The organism is Sphingobium sp. TomMM35A (genome assembly GCF_054771735.1).
The window spans coordinates 2,447,082-2,469,191 of the sequence record NZ_BSRC01000001.1; the positions used below are offsets into that span (position 1 = coordinate 2,447,082).

General features: G+C 62.7%; 23 protein-coding genes, 1 tRNA gene and 1 riboswitch. Of the genes, 7 read left to right on the top strand and 17 right to left on the bottom strand.

What is annotated here, in order from left to right:
* Nucleotides 1-8 precede the first annotated feature (8 nt).
* Both ACYU8T_RS12290 and ACYU8T_RS12295 read right to left on the bottom strand, forming a co-directional pair.
* Nucleotides 9-587 carry a TMEM165/GDT1 family protein gene (locus ACYU8T_RS12290; protein ID WP_461159809.1) on the bottom strand — a complete coding sequence of 193 codons (579 nt, stop codon included), beginning with the start codon at nt 585-587 and terminating at the stop codon, nt 9-11.
* Nucleotides 588-687: 100 nt separating this feature from the next.
* Nucleotides 688-815, bottom strand: a riboswitch (yybP-ykoY riboswitch).
* A gap of 139 nt (nt 816-954) precedes the next feature.
* Nucleotides 955-2,379, bottom strand: a complete 1,425-nt coding sequence (locus ACYU8T_RS12295; protein ID WP_461159602.1) for a pectate lyase — start codon at nt 2,377-2,379, stop codon at nt 955-957.
* A 408-nt stretch (nt 2,380-2,787) separates the two neighbouring features.
* Between ACYU8T_RS12295 and ACYU8T_RS12300 the strand changes: the two genes are divergently transcribed.
* Together ACYU8T_RS12300 and ACYU8T_RS12305 are read left to right on the top strand one after the other, a co-directional pair.
* Nucleotides 2,788-3,906, top strand: a complete 1,119-nt coding sequence (locus tag ACYU8T_RS12300) for a hypothetical protein (RefSeq protein ID WP_461159603.1) — start codon at nt 2,788-2,790, stop codon at nt 3,904-3,906.
* A gap of 74 nt (nt 3,907-3,980) precedes the next feature.
* Entirely contained in the window at nt 3,981-4,424 is a 444-nt protein-coding gene (locus ACYU8T_RS12305; protein ID WP_461159604.1) for a DMT family transporter, read from the top strand.
* A 38-nt stretch (nt 4,425-4,462) separates the two neighbouring features.
* Here the strand turns inward: ACYU8T_RS12305 and ACYU8T_RS12310 are convergent, their stop codons facing one another.
* From ACYU8T_RS12310 to rpsM, 12 genes are all read right to left on the bottom strand, one after another.
* Complete coding sequence (locus tag ACYU8T_RS12310) at nt 4,463-5,161, bottom strand: HAD family hydrolase (protein ID WP_461159605.1); 699 nt, start codon at nt 5,159-5,161, stop codon at nt 4,463-4,465.
* A gap of 29 nt (nt 5,162-5,190) precedes the next feature.
* Complete coding sequence (locus tag ACYU8T_RS12315) at nt 5,191-6,183, bottom strand: UbiA family prenyltransferase (protein WP_461159606.1); 993 nt, start codon at nt 6,181-6,183, stop codon at nt 5,191-5,193.
* 327 nt (nt 6,184-6,510) lie between these two features.
* On the bottom strand, nt 6,511-7,944 hold the full coding sequence (locus ACYU8T_RS12320) for a DNA recombination protein RmuC (RefSeq protein ID WP_461159607.1): 1,434 nt from the start codon (nt 7,942-7,944) through the stop codon (nt 6,511-6,513).
* A 63-nt stretch (nt 7,945-8,007) separates the two neighbouring features.
* Complete coding sequence (locus ACYU8T_RS12325; protein ID WP_461159608.1) at nt 8,008-9,180, bottom strand: aminotransferase; 1,173 nt, start codon at nt 9,178-9,180, stop codon at nt 8,008-8,010.
* Between the two features lie 218 nt (nt 9,181-9,398).
* Nucleotides 9,399-10,958, bottom strand: coding sequence for a glutamine-hydrolyzing GMP synthase (gene guaA / locus ACYU8T_RS12330; RefSeq protein WP_097090684.1), 1,560 nt, complete (start codon nt 10,956-10,958; stop codon nt 9,399-9,401).
* A 42-nt stretch (nt 10,959-11,000) separates the two neighbouring features.
* Complete coding sequence (locus ACYU8T_RS12335; protein WP_461159609.1) at nt 11,001-12,254, bottom strand: TCR/Tet family MFS transporter; 1,254 nt, start codon at nt 12,252-12,254, stop codon at nt 11,001-11,003.
* A 211-nt stretch (nt 12,255-12,465) separates the two neighbouring features.
* Nucleotides 12,466-13,035, bottom strand: a complete 570-nt coding sequence (locus ACYU8T_RS12340; protein WP_461159610.1) for a hypothetical protein — start codon at nt 13,033-13,035, stop codon at nt 12,466-12,468.
* A 48-nt stretch (nt 13,036-13,083) separates the two neighbouring features.
* Nucleotides 13,084-13,209 carry a hypothetical protein gene (locus tag ACYU8T_RS12345; protein WP_461159611.1) on the bottom strand — a complete coding sequence of 42 codons (126 nt, stop codon included), beginning with the start codon at nt 13,207-13,209 and terminating at the stop codon, nt 13,084-13,086.
* A gap of 109 nt (nt 13,210-13,318) precedes the next feature.
* Nucleotides 13,319-13,744, bottom strand: coding sequence for a 50S ribosomal protein L17 (gene rplQ / locus ACYU8T_RS12350; protein ID WP_097090687.1), 426 nt, complete (start codon nt 13,742-13,744; stop codon nt 13,319-13,321).
* A 198-nt stretch (nt 13,745-13,942) separates the two neighbouring features.
* A complete protein-coding gene (locus ACYU8T_RS12355; protein WP_097090688.1) occupies nt 13,943-15,004 on the bottom strand; it encodes a DNA-directed RNA polymerase subunit alpha in 1,062 nt (353 codons plus the stop codon).
* Nucleotides 15,005-15,124: 120 nt separating this feature from the next.
* On the bottom strand, nt 15,125-15,514 hold the full coding sequence (gene rpsK / locus ACYU8T_RS12360; RefSeq protein ID WP_004208752.1) for a 30S ribosomal protein S11: 390 nt from the start codon (nt 15,512-15,514) through the stop codon (nt 15,125-15,127).
* Between the two features lie 74 nt (nt 15,515-15,588).
* On the bottom strand, nt 15,589-15,957 hold the full coding sequence (gene rpsM / locus ACYU8T_RS12365; protein ID WP_097090689.1) for a 30S ribosomal protein S13: 369 nt from the start codon (nt 15,955-15,957) through the stop codon (nt 15,589-15,591).
* A gap of 488 nt (nt 15,958-16,445) precedes the next feature.
* Between rpsM and ACYU8T_RS12370 the strand changes: the two genes are divergently transcribed.
* The gene (locus ACYU8T_RS12370) at nt 16,446-16,970 is read left to right on the top strand and encodes a hypothetical protein (RefSeq protein WP_461159612.1); all 525 of its coding nucleotides are present in this window, start codon (nt 16,446-16,448) and stop codon (nt 16,968-16,970) included.
* 524 nt (nt 16,971-17,494) lie between these two features.
* On the opposite strand, the gene ACYU8T_RS12375 is transcribed toward ACYU8T_RS12370, so the two are convergent.
* The 3 genes from ACYU8T_RS12375 to ACYU8T_RS12385 all read right to left on the bottom strand — a co-directional run bounded on the left by ACYU8T_RS12375 (nt 17,495) and on the right by ACYU8T_RS12385 (nt 18,538).
* Complete coding sequence (locus tag ACYU8T_RS12375; protein ID WP_461159613.1) at nt 17,495-17,764, bottom strand: 3TM-type holin; 270 nt, start codon at nt 17,762-17,764, stop codon at nt 17,495-17,497.
* Nucleotides 17,757-18,296 carry a glycoside hydrolase family 108 protein gene (locus tag ACYU8T_RS12380; protein ID WP_461159614.1) on the bottom strand — a complete coding sequence of 180 codons (540 nt, stop codon included), beginning with the start codon at nt 18,294-18,296 and terminating at the stop codon, nt 17,757-17,759. Before ACYU8T_RS12380 ends, ACYU8T_RS12375 begins: the two co-directional genes overlap by 8 nt.
* Before the next feature lie 165 nt (nt 18,297-18,461).
* Nucleotides 18,462-18,538 (bottom strand) — tRNA-Pro (locus ACYU8T_RS12385).
* A 185-nt stretch (nt 18,539-18,723) separates the two neighbouring features.
* Here ACYU8T_RS12385 and yajC point away from each other — a divergent pair.
* Genes yajC through ACYU8T_RS12405 form a run of 4 tightly spaced genes read left to right on the top strand, consistent with a single transcriptional unit; the run spans nt 18,724 to nt 22,065 of the window.
* Complete coding sequence (yajC, locus tag ACYU8T_RS12390) at nt 18,724-19,059, top strand: preprotein translocase subunit YajC (protein WP_201515267.1); 336 nt, start codon at nt 18,724-18,726, stop codon at nt 19,057-19,059.
* 7 nt (nt 19,060-19,066) lie between these two features.
* Complete coding sequence (gene secD / locus ACYU8T_RS12395; RefSeq protein WP_201515266.1) at nt 19,067-20,665, top strand: protein translocase subunit SecD; 1,599 nt, start codon at nt 19,067-19,069, stop codon at nt 20,663-20,665.
* 18 nt (nt 20,666-20,683) lie between these two features.
* A complete protein-coding gene (gene secF / locus ACYU8T_RS12400; protein WP_247232550.1) occupies nt 20,684-21,670 on the top strand; it encodes a protein translocase subunit SecF in 987 nt (328 codons plus the stop codon).
* 53 nt (nt 21,671-21,723) lie between these two features.
* Entirely contained in the window at nt 21,724-22,065 is a 342-nt protein-coding gene (locus ACYU8T_RS12405) for an Mth938-like domain-containing protein (RefSeq protein ID WP_461159810.1), read from the top strand.
* Nucleotides 22,066-22,110: the final 45 nt, after the last annotated feature.

Here is a 22,110-nt window from a genome sequence, read left to right on the forward strand (position 1 = left end):
TTCCTTTTTTAGCCGATCCACCCCTGCAGGCCCGCGATCATCCACAGGCCAAGGGCGAGGAACAGCAGCGCCGCGCAGATCTGCAAGGCGCGCATCGGCACCTTCTGCGCCAGGGCCTCGCCGAACAGGACGGCCGGGACATTGGCGATCATCATGCCCAGCGTCGTGCCCGCCGTCACCGCCAGGACATCGTCGAACCTAGCGCCCAGCGCCACCGTCGCGACCTGCGTCTTGTCGCCCATCTCTACGAGGAAGAAGGCGACCAGCGTCGTCACGAACACGCCCGCCTTCGACGGTGCCTTCAGCGGCTGATCCTCATCGATCTTGTCGGGGATCAGCGTCCATGCCGCCATCGCGATGAAGCTCGTCGCCACGGCATAACGGAACCAGGGCTGCGTCAGCACCCCCGCGATCGAATGGCCGACCAGCGCCGCCAGGAAATGATTGGCCATGGTAGCGAACAATATGCCCATGATGATCGGCACCGGCCTTCGAAAGCGGGTGGCGAGCAGCATGGCCAGCAATTGCGTCTTGTCGCCCATCTCGGCAAGCGCGACCAGGGCAGTGGAGGTGAAAAGAGCGTCCATCATGTGCATATCCGGGGCCGGGCGAAGGGTTGAAGACGCAATGCCACCGCCTCCTCCCGCCCGGCCGGACAGGGAAGAGCCGATGCCATTGGTCTCGCCCGATACGGCTGCGCAGGCTTTCGCCCCGACGCTCCGCATCCCGCATGCCACGGCCTCTCGGCCAAATATGTTGACAGGCGGCCCGTTCGACCGAGGCGAACGGCTGGCTACTCCCCAGATGACGGGGTGCACTTAGGGGAGATTGGTGGCGGATGCAATGTCGCGGAGTTCGGAAACGGGTCGGAGTGAAGCCCCAGCTATGGGAAGGTAGGCTTCAACACTCCAAGGCTGGGCGCTCCAATCGCATGGGAGGCGGGTCCCTGCACCATCAAGCCATGACCGCTTTGAAGAGGCTCCGGAGGCCAGCAACGGCCGCGATAGTCAGAGCCACCGCCCATGCCGTAATCGTCCTTGGCTCAATCCGGCTCTCATCGGCAGCAGCAAGGGTCGAACCTTTCACCACCTGATGATGCGCATAGTCCAAGAACTCGTCGAAGTTGGCCCATCCGTCGCGATCTGCATCTTCCCAGGCATCATTTCTGCCAGGGTTGGTGCCATTGGCCTTTTCCCACTGGTCGGACATGCCGTCTCCGTCGGAATCTGCATAAGGCTTACCCTCGGCAATGTCGGGAAGGGTCCCGGCAACCTTGCGGATTTTCCCGCTTCCCTTCCTCACCTCCTTTACGATTCGGTTATCCACCGCGTCGCGGGGAAACGCGCCCGCTGTCGTCAGAGCCCGCTCATAGGCTTGCTTCGCATCGATAACCGGCGTGCCGATAGGGCAGGTCGGGGTCTGTACCAGCGCCTCGCGAAGATAAGGAGGGGGTTCGCGCTCAATCATGCCCTCGATATGGTTGCCAGCCTCGTATATCCGCGCCCGGCCGGTGGACGCCACCGACTGGCGAACGATGATATATCGGCCAGGCTGCATGTTGGGGCCGGACTTGAAGTAATTCCCGACTATGTTGACCGGACTGCCGCCATGCTGTTCCCAGACCTCTACGAAATCAGACCTCGCGTTGTAGATAAGGTTGTTCACGACATCGACGCAGGAACCGGGAAAGAAATTGACGTCAGGGTTCCTGTCCCCATTATGAGCGCAGATATTGCCGGTGAACGTCAAATTCTGGCTTGATGTAGGATCACTGCTCAGAAGCGCGCACTTGTCATGCTTGCGTAAGCCCTCCGCCAGGATGGAGTTGGATATCGTTATGTTGTCATTCTGTCCCTGACCCCCGATCGTCTCATCTTCCGCCCATGAAACGCTGACATGGTCGATGATAACGTTGCTGCTTTTTTCGAAGATGATTCCGCTGTCGGACGCGCGCGTGTCCCCCCGATTGTCCAGCCGCACCCTGATATGCCGGATGACGACATCATGCGTTTTCTTCGCGACGACTGGAGTCAGGCCATATGGACCGCCAGCATGCGTGATCAGGACTCCCCCGCCTGGCGCTGTTTGTCCCGCGATGGTGATATAGGGATTGCGGATTATCGGACGCTCGGTTGTCCAACGGATGACGCCGCTTACCCGGAAGATACATGTGCGTGGTCCCTGCGCATCGATGCAGGCGCGCAGTGTTCCAGGTCCGCTGTCGGCAAGGCTGGTCACCGCTATGATCTTTCCACCTCGGCCACCCTGCGAATAGCGGCCATAGCCAACCGCACCAGGGAAAGCCTCTTTGGTCTTCGCCTCAGCGACAAGCGGTCCGATCAGCAGGAAGATTGCGAACGAGCCCGACAGGCGCCGCAAATTCGAGCACGGGCGCTCACGGCTGGCCAGAACTGATGCAAGACCTGCATGCATGAACAGCTCGCCACTCCCTCGCAAGGGCCGTTGGAAAGGATGCAGGATTGTCATGGCTTTCCCGATCATGCCTGTCTCACGCGCTAATTTAGTACTGGCATGATCGCCTAAGCGACAGAATTCGGAACGACTATTCCGGGCTGCCCGGTAGGGGTAAAGCAGTCCCCCTAAGGAGTGGCGCTTATACCAAAGCGCATATGTTCGCTGGACGAAGCCGCTGTAGAATTCGTGATTGATCAAGCCCAGAGGGAACATCGTGAGCGTCCGCCGTTGGACGTTGCTCTATCACGATCAACTTCTCCGGGCCGATGATGCTCTTGCGGCGAAGAATAGGGAAGGGGGATTTCCTCGAAAATGCACCCGATGATACGCGGAAATCATATCGCCCCGCTCTTCATGGTCACAATCCTCGCGGCGCTAGTGCTGCCCATGTTCTTCGAAATTTACAGAACCGTTTTTTACAGCACCATGTCGTTTGACGACTACTCACCCTATCTTTTGTGGATGCTAGGTGAGCCGGGCGGGAAGGTTCCTGTCAGCCCCCACGCATATCGGTTCGGCGCGATTGTCTTGGCGACACCCTTCTACCATTTGCCGGTCGTTCTGTTTTCCGGGCAGGGCATTCTGCACGCGCCTGTGGTGATGCAACCGGAATATGTCAGGGCATTACAGGCTATGTGTGCTGCGAACGCCGCATATGCCGCGCTGTCCGCCTGCATCGTTGGGCTTTATCTCGCTTTCTGGCGTAATGTTTCTTCAGCTTGGGCGTTTTCGGCCACTCTCATCTTCCTGTTGCTCACCCGATATCTCGGCATGGGGTCCACCGATGGCATAGCGACGCTCCCGCTCGTGGTCGCAGCTATCGCGATGATTGAGCGCCGGATTGCCATCTTCGCCGCCGCTGTGCTTCTCGGAACGATCGTCAACGAAAAGGTGGCACTGATTGCCTTCTTCGCAACCGGGCTCCGGATGCTGTTCCTCGTCGAGCATCGCAAGTCCTACCTCATCATGTGGGGCTTTGCCGCCTTCGCGCTTGCGGCCTATGCAGCGACGGTCCTGACGCTCGCGATTCCAGGCCTCGACAATCAGCGGGACCCGACCACCTATCTTCCTTCAGTGATCAACTCGATCGGTAACCTTTTAGGTGCCAAGGGCGCGTATCAGAACGTCTGGCCCGTGATTATCGTGATCATCTTGTGGTGGACCGCCGTCAGGCAGACTCGCGATCCCCTGGTCTACGGTTGTGATCTAGGCATCATAATCGCGCTGTTTCTGTTCACCCTGGCGATCGACGTTCAATTCAATGTCGGCCGGATCGTGATGTTCTCCATGCCTCTCTTCCTGATTGGCGCTGTCGAAAGCATGGCGCGGTCTGCCGTGGGCGCTGCTCCGGCCGGCCCGGTCGATCCCGTGCAAAACTGGACGAGACCCGCCGCTCCGATCGCGCCTTCCCCGAAAATTCGCGGGGCGTGAGCTAGGGCATGTCGCGCGATCGGGCGGGGCGCAGCGGTATTGGCAATTTGAAGCGGTAAAAGGATAGGCGATTCATGGCAAAGGCGATGCTCCTGGGACTGGTTCTTGCAAGCGTCCTTCTTTCAGCGGCAGCGCAGTTGATACTGAAAATCGGCATGTCCAGTGCGTCGGTGCAAGGCGTTCTCGCCCAACCGCATCAGTCGATCATCCGCGCAGCTATCGTGATCGGAACCTCGCCACTGATCATCCTTGGCCTTGGCTGCTTCGTGCTGAGCGCCGTAGTGTGGTTGCTGGTGCTGGCCCGTGTCGATCTTTCCACCGCCTACCCTTTCATCGGGCTGGGCCTCGTCATCACCGTTGCGTCTAGCTACTTCATTTTGGGAGAGCCAATCTCCGCCACCAAGCTTGTCGGCGTCGCCTCCATTGTCTTCGGCGTGGTGCTGATTGGGTTGTCCGCTTCCCCCACGCGCCAAGAGGAACAGCTTTCCGGCAAACTGGAACAGGCGACGCGCCTTTGATCCTTGATCCTATTGCTGGCGGATATCGGCCCGAAGCCTTACGCTATCTTTGCTAGCAGCGGCTGAAACAGCGCGTCGCTGAAAGAGGTGAAGCGCTCGACTTCTCCCGATCCTCCTCCTCGGGACAGGATCAACGCGCGCATGTTAAGACGCGCGGCCACTGCCCAATCCCGTTCCACGCGGTCGCCGATCAGCACCGCGCGATCGGCGGAAACGCCGGACAAGCGCAGCAGCTTGTTAAGACCAGCCGGATCGGGCTTGGGTCGGCCCACATCCGGGTCGGTGGCAGCCACGATAAAGTCGGCGCGCAGGCCCAAGGCCGCGAGCTTTGCAGCCGCAGGATAATCCGAGAAGATTGCGACCTGCTTGCCCTCCCGCTTGAGCGCATCAAAGAGTTGTTGGATTCCCGATCGGCGGCAAGCCGCAAGCATATAGAGTGGCCGCTCCTCCATCCATTCCACTACCAGCCTGCGAACCGCATCAGCCGTGCAGCCGCGCTGCGATGCCGGAATATCATATTGGGCTGTCAAGAAATCCTGGGCAGATCCATCGGCTAGCGCCTCGCGGCAGCGGCGGAATGAACGGAGCGTCAGCAGAGTGTCCAGGCTGCGCCGGGTGACGGCATCACGCAGCAGGGCGGCCAGCATCCGCGCGCGAAGGCGCTTTTGATCGTAAAGCGTGCCATCCATGTCAAAGATCACGAGGTCGATCGCGCTCCAATCCAGCGGAGTGGACATCTGTGCCGCCATTGCCTTGCCCTGCCCGCTCAGCCGACCTTGATGAGATAGGGCTGCGACAGCGCGCTCAGCCAAGGCAGGTCGATCAAGGTAGCCGCCACGACCGACAACACCGCCAGGCCAGTCGCTGCCAGCAGGCGCCGCGACCGAAACAGCCGTTCAGGCCGCTGCGCAACCGATCCCTGCCGCAGTGCCAGCCACATATAGATCGCGAACAATCCGCCGATGAAGGGGAAGGCGACGATATATTCCAAGCGATATTTGATCAGGAAGACCGCGATGAAGAACGCGGAAAGCATGGCGTAGAGCAAGCAGGATACGGTGAGCGTTTCGCTCGAATAGCTCCGGAATGACTTGCGGTACCTATGCAACATTTCGACGCCCTGGCCCGCCACGACATCACGATACTCGTTGAGTCTCTTGGCGCCCATCAGGAAAGCGCCCCCTGCCCAATAGGCAATGAAAAGGCTGGCGGGGGGCAGGGCAGTGGGATCCACCATGGCCCAGCCAAGCACCAGCCGGATGGGATTGTTCACGGACTCGCTGATAACGTCAAGATAGACCTTGTCCTTGGTCCGGATCGGCTCGACATTATAGCTAATGCCTGAAAGCCCGAACGCGATCGAGGCGATGAAGAACAGGTGCCCCAATTGATATCCGAGAAACAGGCCGAGCAGGAGCAAGGCAAAATATTCGGCGTAGACCAGCGTTGGCGACAGCGCCTGATGGACCGCGGTGCGCTGCGACTTGGTTGGATGGTAGGCGTCGAATTCCCGGTCCAGCCATTCGTTGATCACATAATTCGCCGATGCGATCAGGATGGCGCTTGCAAAGCCGAGTAGCAGCCGGGTCATGGAAAATTGCGCCGCGCTGCTGTGGACAGCATAGGCCAGAATGATGCCAGGTAGGATGAAGACATGCTTGGTCATGTGATCGAAGCGCGCGATTGCAAGATAATCACGCAGCGAAGCTTGAGAGCTAATGCCGCCACGGGCGGCGGCGTCAGACTGGTTGATGATCACTTTCTGCTCCTCCGGGGCGCGTCTAGAGGCTCATTCCACCGCATATGGCGGGCGAACGGGCTTTGATCGCTGTCAATCATTGTCCAGAAACTTGGCTGATTATTGCCATAGCGGCCCGCCCCATGCCAGTGGCGGGACCGGTGCAAAGGGGGCATGGCCGCGACGCTTTTGGATACGAGGCAGGAGCGTTTTGGCCAAATGGGCCTTGAAATTCGTGCTTTAGATCAGCAACACTTCTTGGTGTTTTTTTTCCCTTGAAAACGCTGGGGCCAGACCGCCGCTCGCGATCAGTCTGCGGCGTTTATGGAGCCTGCGCATTTACAACGCTCACTCCGCAGCGTCCGCCACCACGTCCGGCAACGCCCGCACCGCTTCAGGAGAGGCAGGCTCCCGCACCAATGCTTCCACCGGTTCCAGCGCATCCAGCTCCCGTCCGCCCGTCTCGATATTGAGGTCGCGCAGCTTGCGGCCCGTCACCAGCACCCGGCCTTCGAAGCTGCCGACGAACGCATTATAGTCGCTCACCGCCCCCGTCAGCCGATTGCCGAGCTTCTTGAGCGATCCGGCCGCGCCCGCCAGCCGCTCGTACAATTCCTTGCCGAGCGCGCCGATCCGCTTGGCTTCGTCCGCCATCTTCTCCTGCCGCCACACTGCCGCGACGGTGCGGGCGATGGCGATGAGGTTGGTGGGCGTCGCCAGCAGCACGCGCTTGCCAAAGGCGTGGTCCCACAGCTGCGGATCATGCTCCAGAGCGGCGGAAAGGAAATGCTCGCCCGGCACGAACATGATCACGTAGTCGGGCGCATCGTCGAACTGGTCGGCATAGCTTTTCCGCCCCAGCGTCTCGACATGCGCGCGCATCGCGGCAGCGTGAGCGGACAGCAGCCGCTTGCGCTCATCCTCGCCCTCTACGCCATAAGCGTCCTGATAGGCATTCAAGGACACCTTGGCGTCGATCACCAGCGCCCGCCCGCCCGGCACGCGCAGGATCGCGTCGGGCCGCAGCCGCCCATCCTCGCCCTCGACGCTGACTTCGGTGCGGAAGTCGACATGTTCCGAAAGCCCGCACGTCTCCAGCACGTTGCGCAACTGCTGCTCGCCCCAGCGGCCGCGCGCCTTGGGGGCATGGCGCAGCGAATCGACCAGCCGCTGCGCTTCGGCGCGCACGGCTTCCTGGCCCGACTTCATCGACTCGATCTCGCCGCGCAATATGCCATAGGCTTCGGTGCGCTGCTGCTCGATCTGGCTGATCTTCTGGTCGTAGCGCTGGATCGTCTCGTTGACCGGATGCAGCAATTGCTTGAGCTGCGCCTCGCTCTTCTCATGCGCCTGCGCCAGCCGCTGGTCGGCGCGCTCCAGGAAATGGCTCTGCGCCTGATGCAGCAGCTTGCCGCCGATCTCGCTGAACTGCGCCGACAACTGCTCCTTCGCATCCTTCAGCGCCACGATCTGCGCCTCGAAAGCTTCCGCCCGCGCCTGCGCCTCGGATCGCAGCGCCGCGAGCTCCCGCTCGGCAAGTCCCCGCGCCGCCCGCTCATCCTCCAGCCGCTGCGCCAGCACCCCTGCCTGCGCGGCCCGGTCCTGCGCCACAACCAGCTCTTGCAAGGCGCTGTTGCGCTGCGCCTCCGCCTGGGTCAGCCGCGACGTCAGCTCTGCCTTCTCCGCCGCCAAAGGCGCCAGCGCCTTGCCGCGAAACAGCCAGCCGAGCCCCAGCCCCGCGACCAGGGCGGCCAGACTGAGAATGATGGCTAGGCTGTCCATGAAGATCCCCCTGTGGAACGAAAGGTGAACCTAGCCGCCTGGCCATCAGGCCGCAAGAGCTAGTTACCTCACCGCGTCGCGAAGGTGGCAAAGGCGCGCCACCGCCTCGTCGATCACCGCATCGCTCTTGGAAAAGCACAGCCGGACCAGATGCTTGACCGCCGTATCGGGATAGAAGGCGGAAATCGGGATCGCCGCCACCCCCGCTTCGCCGATGATCCGCTCGCAAAACGCCACATCGTCCAACGCGATGCCCGACCCGCGAAGATCGAGCGTGACGAACCATGTCGCGGCGCTCCGCTGCACATCATAGCCGCCCGCGCGCAAGCCATCGACCAGCCGGTCGCGCGAAGCCTGATAGCCCGCCCGCATGGCCGCAAACCAGTCATCGGGTTTCGCCAGCCCTTCCGCCACCGCCCATTGCAGGCTCGGCGCGCTGGTAAAGGCCAGGAACTGATGCGCCCGCCCCAACAACCGCGCCACGGGCGGCGCCGCGCACATCCAGCCGATCTTCCAGCCGGTGAGCGAGAATATCTTGCCTGCCGATCCGATCTTCACCGTCCGCTCCGCCATGCCGGGGAAGCGCATCAGCGGCTGATGGGTGCGGCCGTCGAAGGTCACATGCTCCCACACCTCGTCGCAAATGGCGATCAGGTCATGTTCGACGCAGAAGGCTGCCAGCATCGCCAGCTCGGCCTCATCCATGATGCTGCCGCTGGGATTGAGCGGATTGTTGAGAATCAGCAGGCGAGTGCGCGGTCCGACCGCTGCCTCCAGCGCCTCTTGCGTCACCCGCCAGTCGGGCGGCGTCAGCCTGATCACTCGCGCGATCCCACCAGCGCGCTCCACCAGCGGCAGATAGGCGTCATAAAGCGGCGCGAGCAGCAGCACCTCGTTGCCCGGCTGCACCAGCGCGAACAGGCTGGCCGCGATCGCTTCGGTCGCGCCGGAAGTGACGATCACCGCTTCGGGCTCAAGCGCCAGCCCCTGATGCCGCCCATAATGCGCCGCCACCGCCGCCCGCAATTCCGGCAAGCCGCCACTTGGCGGATATTGGTTGGACCGGGTCATCAAGGCGTCTGCGGCCGCGCGCAATATGTCCTCGGGCCCTTGCGCGTCGGGAAAGCCCTGGCCGAGGTTGATCGCACCCGTCTCCCGCGCGCGGGCGGACATTTTCTCGAAGATGGTGGCGGGCATGTCCCGATAGACGGGATGGCCCAGAGGCGCGCTGGTCATGGCGCGAGACTATCGCGCGCAACTGCCGGAGTATAGCGCGCTGGAAAACGTCAACTCATCTAACCCCGTTCGGGCTGAGCTTGTCGAAGCCCTCCACTTCGTCAAGCGGAAGAGCGGAAGTAGCGAACGCCACTCGGGAGAGGCTAGCTCTCCCCCACGGCACCTTACGCCGCCGAATAAACCGGATGACCGTCCCCCGGACGGTCACTTAATCCGGTTTATTCCCACTCGATCGTGCCCGGCGGCTTCGAGGTATAGTCGTAAACCACGCGGTTGATGCCCTTGACCTCATTGATGATCCGCGTCGCCACGCGGCTGAGGAAGGAGGCGTCGAACGGGTAGATGTCCGCCGTCATGCCATCGGTCGATGTCACCGCCCGCAGCGCGCAGACGCTGTCATAGGTGCGATGGTCGCCCATCACGCCGACCGTGCGCACCGGCAGCAGCACGGCAAAGGCCTGCCAGATCGCGTCGTACAGCCCGGCGTTGCGGATTTCCTCCAGATAGATGAGGTCCGCCTTGCGCAGAATGTCGCAGCGTTCCTTGTTCACCTCGCCCGGAATGCGGATCGCAAGGCCGGGCCCCGGGAAGGGATGACGCCCCACGAACACCTCGGGCAGGCCCAGCTCACGGCCCAGAACCCGCACTTCGTCCTTGAACAGCTCGCGCAGCGGCTCGACCAGCTTCATGTTCATGCGCTCGGGCAGGCCGCCGACATTATGGTGGCTCTTGATCGTCACCGAAGGGCCGCCGGTGAAGCTCACGCTCTCGATGACGTCAGGGTAAAGCGTCCCCTGCGCCAGGAAAGCCGCGCCGCCGATCTTCTTCGCCTCATCCTCGAACACGTCGATGAAGGTCTTGCCGATGAACTTGCGCTTGGCTTCCGGGTCGGTGACGCCCTCCAGGCCCTTCATGAACAGCGTCTCGGCATTCACATGGACGAGCGGGATATTGTAGCTGCCCCGGAACAGGCTCACCACCTGCTCGGCTTCACCGCTGCGCATCAGGCCATGGTCCACGAAGACGCAGGTCAGCTGGTCGCCGATCGCCTCATGGATCAGCACGGCCGCGACGGCACTATCGACGCCGCCGGAAAGGCCGCAGATTACCTTGCCATCACCCACCTGCTCGCGGATCTCGGCGATCTTGGTCGCGCGGAACTCGGCCATGGTCCAATCGCCCTTCAGGCCGCAGACATGGCGCGCGAAATTGGCGATCAGCTTGCCGCCGTCGGGCGTATGCACGACTTCGGGATGGAATTGGGTAGCGTAGAAACGCTTTTCCTCATTGGCCGTCATGGCGAAGGGCGCGCCTTCGCTCACTGCCACCACTTCGAAACCGGGGGCAAGGCTCGTCACCTTGTCGCCATGGCTCATCCACACCTGATGCCGTTCGCCTTCGGCCCACAGGCCGTCGAACAGGGCGCAGCGCTTCTTGATCTCGATGAAGGCGCGGCCGAACTCGCCGCTTTCGCCGCCTTCGACATTGCCGCCCATCTGCTGCATCATCGTCTGCTGGCCATAGCAGATGCCCAGGATCGGGATGCCCGCGTCGAAGAAGGACTGCGGCGCGCGCGGGCTGTCTTCCCACATCACCGAAGACGGTCCGCCCGACAGGATGATGCCCTTGGGCTGCATCCGCTTGAAAGCCTCATCGGCGCTGTTGAACGGCGCGATCTCGGAATAGACGCCCGCCTCGCGCACGCGGCGCGCGATCAGCTGCGTCACCTGGCTGCCGAAATCCACGATAAGGATGGAATCCTGAAGGGGCAGCGTCATCGAATCGCCTTTGCAAACCGGAGGAAATGGGATGCCGCGCGGTTAGTGCGCTTGGCTCCTCTTGTCCAGCGAAGGCACGGCCTGCGCCCGTCCCGCCGCCCAGCCAAGCAGCGCCGCGCCGCCCAACACCGCCGCCGCGATGAGGAAGGCGCTGCCGATGAAGGGCAGCACCGGCCGCTCACCCACCGATATGGAATAGATCGCGCCGAAGAAGATCGGGGAGAGGACCCCAGCGATTGATCCCACACTGTTGTTCGCGCCCTGCAACTGCCCCTGTTCGGACTCGGACACGCGCTGCGTCATCAGCGACTGGATGGTTGGCATCGCCAAACCCCAGAAAGCGCTGGGGAATACGGCCGCGATGAATAGCTCTTCGGTCGGCGCGAGGCCCATCACCGCCAGGCCCAGCGCGCCAAAGGCAAGGCCGATCACCATCGTCCGCCGATCGCCCAATCGCTTCGTCACCGGGCCGACGAGCAGCCCCTGTACGCTCATGTCCAGTGCGCCGACCAGCGCGAACAACGTGCCGACCTGCCATGGGCCCCATCCATAGCGATCGCCCGCATAGAGCACGAACACCGCTGAAAACAGGTGATGCGCAAAATGCAGCAGGAAGTTGACCGTGGCGAGGCTCGACAGCTCGGGATGCGACCGCAGCAGCCTCAACGCGCCGAAGGGATTGGCCCGCTTCCACGAAAAGGCCATCCGCTTCTCAGGCGCCAGCGACTCGGGCAAGACGATCAGGCCATAGAGGAAGGCGAGGGCGGAAAAACCCGCCGCTGCCCAGAATGGCGCCCGCACCGAAATTTCGCCCAGCATGCCGCCCAGCAGCGGCCCGGCGACGAACCCGCCGCTGAACGCCGCGCCGATCAGGCCATAGCCGCGCGCCCTTCTTTCCGGGGGCATGATGTCGGCCATGTAGGCGAATGTGGAGGTGAAGCTCGACGAAGTTACGCCCGCCAGGATGCGCCCCAGCGCCAGCCACCACAGATTGGGCGCGAGCGCCATCAGCAGGAAATCCAGCGCCAGCCCCGCCACCGAAATCAGGATCACCGGCCGCCGTCCGAACCGATCGGACAGCGACCCGATGATGGGCGAACACAGGAACTGCATCACCGCCCACAGCGCGACCAGCAGGCCGTTCCACAAGCCGATATTATTCGTCGATCCCGTCAGCTCCTCGATCAGCTGGGGCACGACCGGGATGACGATGCCCATCGACATCACATCCAGCAGCGCCGTCAGCAGAATGAAGACGATCGCAGCAGTGCGGGGAGGGGCGGGGGTTGACGACATGATGGCCCGCCTACCCGATTCCCACTCCGCGTGGAACCGCCGGAATCATAATGCGCGAAATTTCCGAATTAGGCTCGAAAGTTCGTGTGAGATGCGTCGGGGCAGCAGGCAGATGGCCTGATCTACTGACGCGAAAATTCGGCGTCGGGGATATGGCGTCGTTCTGGTGCAGCAGGACCGGATCGCTTCCTGCCCCTAGCTTTTGACGCCGCTATCGCGCGGACGGCCCGCGAGGGATATTCAATTTGACGATGCGGCCATTCTCGACCGAGCAGGTGAAGTGGAGCGTCTTGCCATCGGTCGCGCGCCAGCTGGATCGGGCATCGATGTCCCCCTCCACCTCATAACCGTCGCGGCTTTCCCGCGGCTCCTGCACTTGCCGAACCTCCGCAAAGCCGCCGTCCCGCTCTGCCTCCTCGCGCGCGGCAACCGCGCATTCGGTGGTGGCCTCTTCCCGCTCCCGATCGGCCCAGGCGTCCTGCGTTGGTGCCGAGGGATCGCCATCACGCCCGGCTCTCGCATCAGTCTGCGCCTGCTCATACGGCTCGCCGGTGACGTCGGAAAAATCATCATCCGCGCGGGGCTGCGTTGACGGCCTGTTGTCCCGCTGCGCGCCTTCGGCAAGGTCATCGTCCGCGTAACCCTCGTCCTGCGGCTGGCGGTCGTCGGCCTGTCGGTATCCGTAGTCCGATCCCTGCCCAGACTGGGCCACCGCCGCGCTGTTCACCAGCAACGCCGCGCCCAGCATCGCTCCCCTCATCCACCCCGCCTTGCCGCTCATGCCATCGCTCCTCTCCAGATGCGCCGCTGGTCTAGGCTGCCCCGGCTGTCACATGGCTGAACGCAGCCCACGGCTCGTCGCGGATATCGGGGCGGCAAAGGCATAGCCCCCGTCCTGTACCGCGATCAGCTCGTCCACCGGCGTCCCCGGCTCATGGCCAGCCGGAACGCGCATCGTTCCTCTCGCCTCGCCCCAAAAAACAAAACAGGCCGCGGCTTCATCGAGCCGCAGCCTGTTTCTCAATCCATCAGCCCGCTTTCAGGAAGCGCGCCCTTGCCTCTGATCAGGCCGCTTCCAGCTCGTCCGCATCAGCGTTCTGAACCGGGCCCGAATCCTTGCCCTTGGCATCGACGTCGCGATCGACCAGTTCGATGATCGCGATCGGCGCAGCGTCCGAAGCGCGAATGCCGGCCTTGATCACGCGGGTGTAGCCACCGTTGCGATCCTTGTAGCGCTCGGCCAGGACCTCGAACAGCTTCGTCAGCTGCGTGTCGTCCTGCAGACGGGCATGGGCCAGACGGCGGTTCGACAGGCCACCCTTCTTGGCGAGGGTGATCAGCTTTTCGACGTAGGGACGCAGTTCCTTCGCCTTGGGCGTGGTCGTCAGGATCTGCTCATGCTTGATGAGCGAAGCGGCGAGGTTGCGGAGCAGCGCGTTGCGATGCCCGGCGCTGCGCTGCAGCTTACGATGACCAACCTTGTGACGCATAAGTCTTTCCTTCCGTTCGTTAAGGGCCCGTATGAGGTAGCCCAGACCAGGCGGTGTTAAGGGCCACCGCCCACCAGCCCATTTTCGTCATCCCAGCGGAAGCTGGAATCTCGCGCCGCTAGGTCGCCCATAGCGGCCTGAGGCCTCGTAGGGAGGCACGTGACTCCCTGCGACATCCGCTGGGGCGACGGGTCGGATTTAACCCAGCAGCTCCTGTTCGAGCTTCTTGGCCATTTCCTCGATATTTTCCGGCGGCCAGCCGGGAATGTCCATGCCCAGGCGCAGACCCATGGACGACAGCACTTCCTTGATTTCGTTCAGCGACTTGCGGCCGAAATTGGGGGTGCGCAGCATCTCGGCTTCGGTCTTCTGAACCAGGTCGCCGATATAGATGATGTTGTCGTTCTTGAGGCAGTTGGCCGAACGGACCGACAGTTCCAGTTCGTCCACCTTCTTGAGAAGATAGCGGTTGATCTGGTTCGTGTCGCTCTCGCCTTCCGCGGCAGCCGAAGCAGCAGCGCCAGCAGCCGGAGCGGCGACGGGCAGGGCGTCTTCGAAGTGGACGAACAGCTGCAACTGGTCCTGCAGGATGCGGGCGGCATAGGCCACTGCGTCTTCCGGCGTGACGGTGCCGTCGGTTTCGACGGTCAGCGACAGCTTGTCATAGTCCAGTTCCTGGCCGACGCGGGTATTGTCCACCTTGTAGGCGACCTGGCGAACTGGCGAATAGAGCGCGTCGATCGGGATCAGGCCGATCGGCGCATCGGCCGGACGGTTGGCGACGGCGGGGACATAGCCCTTGCCGACGTCGGCGGTCAGTTCCATGTTCAGCGTCGCGCCCTGGTCCAGGTGGCAGATCACCAGGTCGGGGTTCATCACTTCGATGTCGCCGACGGTGGTGATGTCGCCCGCGCGCACTTCGGCGGGGCCGGTCGCGGACAGCTGGAGACGGCGAGGGCCATCGCCTTCCATCTTCAGCGCGACCTGCTTGATGTTGAGGACGATGTCCGTCACATCTTCACGCACGCCGGCCAGCGACGAGAATTCGTGGAGCACGTTCTCGATCTTGATCGAGGTGACCGCCGCGCCCTGGAGCGAGGACAGAAGAACCCGGCGCAGCGCGTTGCCGAGCGTCAGGCCGAAACCGCGCTCCAGCGGCTCGGCAACGAAGGTCGCCTTGCGCCTGCCGTCGCCCGCCGCCTTGATCTCAAGGCTGTTGGGCTTCTTCAATTCCTGCCAGTTCTTCATGTTGACAGTCATGTATTTCCCCTGGGGATGAGGCCGGAACGTTTGAAATCCTGAACCCGACAGGACCGCCCGGCGATGTAAATGGGTTAAACGGGCGGCGCGTCCGCCGCCCGGAAAACGCAAGCCCGGCGGTTAGACGCGGCGGCGCTTGGAAGGACGCACGCCATTGTGCGGGATCGGCGTCACGTCGCGGATCGATGTGATGTGGAAGCCGACGGCCTGCAGGGCGCGCAGAGCCGATTCACGGCCCGAGCCCGGACCCTTCACTTCGACTTCCAGGGTGCGCACGCCATGTTCGGCGGCCTTGCGGCCCGCGTCTTCGGCGCAAACCTGCGCGGCGTACGGGGTCGACTTACGGCTGCCCTTGAAGCCCATCATGCCGGCCGAGGACCAGCTGATCGCATTGCCCTGGGCGTCGGTGATCGTGACCATCGTGTTGTTGAAGCTGGCGTTGACGTGCGCGACGCCGGCCGAGATGTTCTTGCGCTCGCGCCGCTTAATGCGCTGTGGTTCGCGTGCCATGTTGCTCTATCCTACTGAAATCGTTGAAAGCGGAAGTGACCGGAGGACCATGCCAAAAGGCTGGCCCTCAACGATTACTTCTTCTTGCCGGCAATCGGCTTGGCCTTGCCCTTGCGGGTGCGCGCATTGGTGTGCGTGCGCTGGCCGCGAACCGGCAAGCCCTTGCGGTGACGCAGGCCGCGATAGCAGGCGAGGTCCATCAGGCGCTTGATGTTCATCGCGGTTTCGCGGCGCAGGTCGCCTTCCACCGTGTGATCGGCGTCGATGGCTTCACGGATCTGCAGGACTTCGGCATCCGACAGGTCCTGAACGCGACGGCTGTGGTCGATGCCCAGCTTGTCGGCGATCGCAACCGCGGTGTGACGGCCGATGCCGTGGATGTAGGTGAGCGCGATGATCACGCGCTTGTTGGTCGGGATGTTGACACCCGCAATACGTGCCATGGTAATCTGTACTCCTGCTCCACGGGGCGGTTGGCGCCACCCCATCTCAAAGCGTCCGGGCCGAGCCCTAGAAGGACTGCGGCCGATTCGATAGACCCCGAGACGCAAAAAAGACGGCCAGTGCCATGCACTGCCGCTCACCAGCGTGTCCGGGATGGCTGTGCCCCTAGCGATTCGTCGGGAAACTGTCAATCGGCGAGCGCCTCATGACTGGGTATTCTGGATGGCGCACTGCCATCCCCTCCCGCAGGCGTTCAAACGAGGCGGGTGACTCGTTTGAAGGGCAGGGGGGGTGGGTTAGCGCAACGCTGATGCAGTGAGCAGCACGAATGCAGTGAAAAGAACCTCGCTCCGCTCCCGCTCTCGCCACCCTCGGCTCGCGGGAGGGGTGGATGTTCTTTCCCTCCCATCTCGCAACCCACCAACAGAAAAATGCTTTTCCCGGTTGAACCCGTTCCGTCCCCTCGGGCATTGAGGGACCCATGCGCATGACCCCCGCCTCCGCCGCCCTGGCATCCCTGCTCCTTCTCCCCGCTTGCGTCAGCGCCCCTGACGCGCTGCCTCCACGGCAAGCAGCCCCGCGCCCGTCGCCGCCGCCCTCGGCCAGCGCGCCTCTGCCGACACCTGCGCCGGTCGAATGGCAATATCGCCCGGCAACGCCCGGCACATGGAGCTACCGCGCCGAGGGCTCAGGTTCCGTCGCCGCTTTCTCCAGCCCCGCATCGGGCACGCTGCTGTCCGTCCGGTGCGATCCCGCCGCCGGGCGCATCAGCGTCCTGCGCGCCGGAGCAGGGCAGGGGAGCCTCACGATCCGCACCAGCTATGGCGCGACCAGCTGGCCCGCCACACCGGGCGGCACCGGCACGCTGGCCGTCCGCGCCGCGAGCGACACGGTGCTTGATCAGATCGCATACAGCCGTGGCCGCTTTGCCGTGGAGGCGCAGGGGCTCGACACCTTGATCCTCCCCGCCTGGGCAGAGGTCGGCCGCGTCATCGAAGACTGCCGCCGCTAAAGAGCGGATCAGTCTCTCACCGCATCATCTTGTGGGGAAATCATCGCCAAAGCACCAGATCGGCTTTTCAGGCGGACGCGCAAGTATGATTCGAAAAAAGAAATTTACAAGTCTTGATCGTGCGTCCCGTCTGATTCACAGTCCGTTTCGTGGCCAGGTGAAAGGTCGATTTTGAGCCGGGTCGCACGGGCTTAAACAAGCGAAAGGAGGTGATCCGATGTCTCATGGTTCAGCAGTGAGGTCGGTCAAGTCCATTCGGGAAACGCGCCGCTGAGCGACGTCATAACGTCGGTTTTTGCAGACATCGAAACAGCCTCCGCCGCGACATGTCGCGAACGGGCGTTCCTTGTCCGCCAAGATAGCGCGATCAACGTTTCCCTTGGGCCGCACTTCCGGCCACTGTGACCATGTCAATGATGGGCCGCTGGGTCGATCTGCCCAGCGGCCCCTCTCATTTATGGAATTTAGTTGCAAACGAGCGAAGCGTTGGCGGGAGAGGGGGGCAACGCTCAAGACGCTCCCAACTACCGCTCCACCCCCTTAACCTTCCCCCATGTCCGCGCCGCGGTATATCCAAGATAGCCCGTACCGAACAACGCATAGAGCGGCTCGGGCAGTGCCTCGAAATAGCCCCGCATCGCTCGGACGATGGCCGCCGCGCCGTCCGGCCAGACCCCGCCGATCAAGCCCACCGGCACCGACCAGAGCAGCAGGCCATACATGACGTAGAGAAAGGCAGGCCGCGCCCGCAACGTCCAGCGATCGGCCCGCCCCTGCACATGGCGCCTAACCAACGCGGTTCGCCAGCCAGCCATAGAGAAAGGCTTCGTTGGCAGGCCTGCTCTCCGCCAGCGCCAGATAGCGCTCCCCCTGCAACGCCTCGATCGCCTTCAGCAGCACCTTCTCCCCAGCCTTGCCGCGCAAGGCCATGAAGGCCTTCAACGCCGCCAAGGTCTTTGCGCCGATGACGCGGTCGACCTTGAGGTCCGGATAATCCTTCTGGTTCCGATTGAGCGCGTTGAGCGCCCGCTGCAGGAAGCCGGTCGCGGTTGCCGCGCCCATGTTGACCGCGCTGTCGAACAGTTCGGCGGCAATCTCCGGCACCATCTCCGCGACGAAGGCATAGCCTGGCCTCTCCCAGTAGAGCCGCCGGTAGATGCTCTCCGCCAGCGCGCGGGGCAGCCGCCGCATGTCGCCCGCATAGCCGTTGGCGCGCGCGACAGCTTCCGTGATCCCGAAATTGGTGGCCCCACCGCGATCTGCCGGATGGTGACTGAAGCCGCCCTCGCGCGCGATCACCTCTTCGATCAATGCCGCAATATCCATCAACCCGCCTCCTTCATCGAATGAGGCAGGGCATTTATCCCATCTGGTTAGCTGTAGGACAGCGCAAATCGCTCGCCACGCTAAAAATAGGAAAAATAGGAAAGGGCACGAAGCATGGAGCCGATTTCGAAAATCGGCTTTTCTCGCTACTTCATTCATGAATTTTGGTCGGGACGAGAGGATTCGAACCTCCGACCCCCACACCCCCAGTGTGATGCGCTACCAGGCTGCGCTACGTCCCGACCGGAGCGGCGGCACATAGAAGCAGTTTTCAGAACATGCAAGCCTCTCGGCAAGCCTTTTCGCGCCTTTCTTCCTTCCCTAATGATATTGCCTCCCTGTCCCGATCTGTGTTAGCCGCGCGCCCTTGATCCGCAGGCATTTGCCTGTCTGCGGCCGGACAAGAGAATAAGGCGATAGTCCCATCATGTTCATTACCCCAGCCTTTGCCCAGACCGCGGGCGAGCAGTCTTCCGGCGCATCCATGCTGGTGCAGATGGCGCCGCTCGTCCTCATCTTCGTCGTCTTCTACTTCCTCCTGATCCGCCCCCAGCAGAAGCGGATGAAGGAGCATAAAGCGAAGATCGACGCGGTGAAGAAGGGGGATCAGGTCGTCACCGGGGGCGGCCTGGTGGGCAAGGTGGCCCGCGTCGATGAATTTTATGTCGATGTCGAGCTCGCGCCGGGCATGAAGGTGAAGGCGGTCAAGTCGACGCTGACCGATGTCGTCGACCCCGCCACCGCCAAGCCTGCGAACGACTGACCGCCCGATGCTGAACTTTTCGCGCTGGGCTGTCGCGGCAATCCTGCTGCCCCTGGTTATCGGTATCGTCTGCGCTATCCCCAGCTTCCTGCCGGATGCGGCGGTGCAGCGGCTGCCCGGCTTCATGCAGACTCGGGTCAACCTGGGCCTTGACCTCTCCGGCGGCAGCCATCTTCTGCTCGAAGCATCGACACAGGACGTTGCCAAGCAGCGCCTCGCCAACATGGAAGAGCAGGTCCGTACCGAGCTTCGCCGCGGCACGCCGCGCATCGCGATCGGTGATATTTCCAGCCGTGACGGCAAGCTCAGCTTCATGGTGCGCGATCCGTCGCAGGTTGATGCCGCGGTCGAGCGCATCCGACCGTTGACGCAGGGCGCGGGACTGACCGGCCAGCGCGACTTCAATGTCGAGGTCGTGAACAGCTCGACCGTCGTCATCACGCCTACCGAGGCCGGGATCGACAATGCGGTCAAGAGCGCCATGGAAGTGGCGACCGAAGTCATCCGCAAGCGCATCGACGAAATGGGCACGCGCGAGCCGACCATTCAGCAGCAGGGTGGCAATCGCATTGTCGTGCAGGTGCCTGGGCTTCAGAACCCCAAGGCGTTGAAGGACCTGCTCGGCCAGACCGCCAAGCTGGAGTTCAAGCTGGTCGATACCAGCGCCAACCCGTCGGAAGTTGCGCAGGGCCGCGCACCTGTCGGCAGCGAAGTACTGCCTTATCCCAATAATCCCTCAGGAATTCCGGCCATCGCGGTCAAGCGACAGGTCATGGTGTCCGGCGAGGACCTGACCGACGCCACGCAAGGATATGACCAGAGCAACCAGGCAATCGTCAATATCCGCTTCAACGGGTCAGGCGGGCGCAAGTTCGGTCAGGTGACGTCGCAAAACGTCAACCGTCCTTTCGCGATCATCCTTGACGGCACTGTATTGTCTGCGCCGAATATCAACGAGCCCATCCTCGGCGGCTCTGCCCAGATCAGCGGCAGTTTCACCGTCGAAAGTGCGAACCAGTTGGCCATCGCCCTGCGATCGGGCAAGCTGCCTGTCGCTCTGACCGTGGTGGAAGAGCGCACGGTGGGCCCGCAATTGGGTGCCGATTCGATCCGGGCGGGTTTGCTGGCATCGGTTATCGCCGTGGCCGCGGTCGCTGCGTTCATGTTCGTCAGCTACGGTCGTTTCGGCATGTATGCGAACCTCGCCGTCGCCATCAACGTGCTCGTGATCCTTGGCGTCATGGGCATGCTGGGAGCGACATTGACCCTGCCGGGGATCGCGGGCTTCGTGCTCACCATCGGTACTGCCGTGGACGCCAACGTCCTTATCTACGAACGCATCCGGGAAGAGAGGCGGCGGGGGCGCGGCGTCGTTCAGGCGATCGAGTTCGGCTATAAGGAAGCCAGCCGCACCATCTTCGAAGCAAATGTCACCCATGCGATCGCAGGAGGCATCATGCTCGCGCTTGGGTCAGGGCCGGTCAAAGGCTTCGCCATCGTTCTGCTGATCGGCATCGCGACCAGTGTGTTCACCGCCGTGACCTTCACCCGCCTGCTCGCGTCCCGCTGGCTTCGCGCCAAGCGTCCGACCGAGATCCATATTTAAGGGGCCGGGAGAAAACCCATGAAACTTCTAAAGCTCGTCCCCGACAACACGAATATCGGCTTTGTGAAGCTGCGCCATTGGGCTTTCGCCCTGACGGCTTTGCTTACCCTTCTCGCGGTAGGCGCGACGATCCATCGCGGCCTCAACCTTGGCGTCGATTTCGTCGGCGGCCTGATGATCGAGGCCAAGTTCCAGCAGCCTGCCGAACTCGACCGGGTTCGCACGACGATCGACAGGCTCGGCGTGGGTGACGGATCGCTCCAGCAATTCGGTGATCCCAAGACGGTGCAGATCCGCCTTCCCCTTCCAGAAGAAGGTGGCGCGGGTGCGGCCAACGCGATTGTCGAGAAGGCGCGCAAGGCGCTCAGTGCGGAGTTCCCCGGCGTCGCCTTCTCCCGTTACGACACCGTGTCGGGCAAGGTTTCGGGCGAGTTGATCCAGAATGGCGTGCTGGCCGTCATGCTCGCGGTGATCGGGATCGCGATCTTCTCCTGGTTCCGCTATGAATGGCAGTTCGGCGTCTCCACCTTTGTCGCGATCATGCACGACGTGCTGATGACGCTCGGCTTCTTCGCGATCACCCAATTGGAATTCGACCTCAACATCGTTGCGGCGGTCCTCACGATCGTCGGCTATTCGATCAACGACAAGATGGTGATCGACGACCGCATTCGCGAGAATATGCGGAAATATCGCAAGATGGACATGAAGGCGTTGATCGACCTGTCGGTCAATGAAACGCTGCCTCGCACGGTGATGACATCGGTCACGATCATGTTGGCATTGGGCGCCCTGCTGCTCTTCGGTGGTCATGTGCTGCGTGGTTTCACCGCTGCCATGATGCTGGGCATCGTGGTCGGCACCTATTCTTCGGTCTATGTGTCCTCCTCGCTTCTGATCACGCTGGGCCTGTCGCCGCAGGTGGGAGAGAAGAAGGCGGGCAAGACGAATATCGCAGCGCAAGCCGAACGCATGGGCCCGCGCGACGACGGGGCGCGGCCCTGACCGACAAGCGCACTGGCATCGAACTGCGCCGCGATGACACGGGGCAGGGGCCGATCGTTACCGGTTTTTCCGGCAAGGGCTTTCGCGTCAAGGACGATGTCTTTCCGGACGGGCTGCTGCTCACCCCGGCCCGGGCCTTGCGATGGAGCGATGCTCCTGCGCCTGAACAACTGACGCTTGCTGCCTTGGGCGATCTGCTGACGATCGATCCGCTGCCGGAATTCCTGTTGCTCGGGACTGGGGCGGGCTTGCGCCAGCCACCGCGCGCCTTCGTGCGCGAACTGGAAAATATGGGCATTGGCGTCGAAGCGATGGACAGCCGCGCGGCGGCTCGCGCTTGGGGCGTGTTGCGCGCCGAGGAGCGCTGGATAGTGGCGGCTCTCCTGCCACTTTGACGGGCGGCACTCGTCCGCACCTCTATGCCATTGGATTTCTGGCCC